We start from the raw sequence: 1,328 nt of genomic DNA, 5'->3' as shown, positions 1-1,328 counted from the left end.
TCATTCCGTCGACTTCCCCCCGAAGGGTTCCGTCGATTTCCTGCGCTCGACTTGCATGTATTAGGCACGCCGCCAGCGTTCGTCCTGAGCCAGGATCAAACTCTCCAAAGAATTTGATATAGCTCTTAAAAATGACGAAGCTTGCGCTTCAATCAAAACTTGTAAAACTTTTTTGCCTCATCGTTCAGTTTTCAAAGACCAAAAAATAAATGGTCGGGAAGACAGGATTCGAACCTGCGACCCCTTGGTCCCAAACCAAGTGCTCTACCAAGCTGAGCTACTTCCCGTTATAAATGGTGCACCCTGAGAGATTCGAACTCCCGGCCTTTAGATTCGTAGTCTAACGCTCTATCCAGCTGAGCTAAGGGTGCATAAAATGCGGTCGAGAGGACTTGAACCTCCACGGTGTTAACCACCACTAGGCCCTCAACCTAGCGCGTCTACCGATTCCGCCACGACCGCATATTAATGGAGCGGAAGACGGGATTCGAACCCGCGACCCCGACCTTGGCAAGGTCGTATTCTACCACTGAACTACTTCCGCAATATGAGTTTTGATTAGAGATGCGGGTGAAGGGACTCGAACCCCCACGTCAAGGACACTAGATCCTAAGTCTAGCGCGTCTACCAATTCCGCCACACCCGCATATAATATTCAAATATAACTATTAATTAATGAGAAATGGTGAGCCATGCAGGGCTCGAACCTGCGACCCTCTGATTAAAAGTCAGATGCTCTACCAACTGAGCTAATGGCTCATTAATTTAAAATGGGGCGACTGAAGGGAATTGAACCCTCGAATGCCGGAATCACAATCCGGTGCGTTAACCACTTCGCCACAATCGCCATGAAAAAATGGTGCCGGCGAAAGGATTTGAACCCTCGACCCTCTGATTACAAGTCAGATGCTCTACCAACTGAGCTACACCGGCAGGTGTAAATGGTGGCTTTGGACGGAATCGAACCGCCGACACAAGGATTTTCAGTCCTTTGCTCTACCAACTGAGCTACAAAGCCAACTTATTAAGTTTAAATTAAAAATGGCGGTCCCGACGGGATTCGAACCCGCGATCTTCTGCGTGACAGGCAGACATGTTAACCGCTACACCACGGGACCGTTTGTAAAACTATTTGTATCGACTCCACCTATTTTAAATGTCAATTAGAATAAAGTCAATAAGTTTTGTAAAAAAATAAAAAGCCTGGCAACGTCCTATCCTCACAGGGGGAGACCCCCAACTACTTTCGGCGCTGAAGCGCTTAACTTCCGTGTTCGGCATGGGAACGGGTGTGGCCGCTTCGCTATCGCCACCAGACAAGGGATTGT

General features: G+C 48.3%; 10 tRNA genes and 2 rRNA genes. All 12 read right to left on the bottom strand.

Annotation, left to right across the window (positions count from 1 at the left end):
- A 16S ribosomal RNA gene (locus tag EVJ30_RS14950) occupies positions 1 to 111 on the bottom strand; the annotation flags it as partial.
- Positions 112 to 210: 99 nt separating this feature from the next.
- Positions 211 to 287 (bottom strand) — tRNA-Pro (locus EVJ30_RS14945).
- A 7-nt stretch (positions 288 to 294) separates the two neighbouring features.
- Positions 295 to 371: transfer RNA gene (locus EVJ30_RS14940), tRNA-Arg, on the bottom strand.
- A gap of 6 nt (positions 372 to 377) precedes the next feature.
- A tRNA-Leu gene (locus EVJ30_RS14935) sits at positions 378 to 462 on the bottom strand.
- Positions 463 to 469: 7 nt separating this feature from the next.
- Positions 470 to 544: transfer RNA gene (locus tag EVJ30_RS14930), tRNA-Gly, on the bottom strand.
- Positions 545 to 565: 21 nt separating this feature from the next.
- Positions 566 to 646 (bottom strand) — tRNA-Leu (locus EVJ30_RS14925).
- 37 nt (positions 647 to 683) lie between these two features.
- Positions 684 to 759: transfer RNA gene (locus tag EVJ30_RS14920), tRNA-Lys, on the bottom strand.
- Between the two features lie 12 nt (positions 760 to 771).
- Positions 772 to 847: transfer RNA gene (locus tag EVJ30_RS14915), tRNA-His, on the bottom strand.
- 10 nt (positions 848 to 857) lie between these two features.
- A tRNA-Thr gene (locus EVJ30_RS14910) sits at positions 858 to 933 on the bottom strand.
- Between the two features lie 9 nt (positions 934 to 942).
- Positions 943 to 1,018: transfer RNA gene (locus EVJ30_RS14905), tRNA-Phe, on the bottom strand.
- Between the two features lie 24 nt (positions 1,019 to 1,042).
- Positions 1,043 to 1,118, bottom strand: a tRNA-Asp gene (locus EVJ30_RS14900).
- 83 nt (positions 1,119 to 1,201) lie between these two features.
- A 5S ribosomal RNA gene (rrf, locus tag EVJ30_RS14895) occupies positions 1,202 to 1,317 on the bottom strand.
- Positions 1,318 to 1,328 lie beyond the last annotated feature (11 nt).

It is taken from the genome of Exiguobacterium sp. SH5S13 (assembly GCF_004337085.1).
Classification (GTDB): Bacteria; Bacillota; Bacilli; order Exiguobacteriales; family Exiguobacteriaceae; genus Exiguobacterium; species Exiguobacterium aurantiacum_A.
This window is presented reverse-complemented; position numbering and strand designations above follow the sequence as displayed.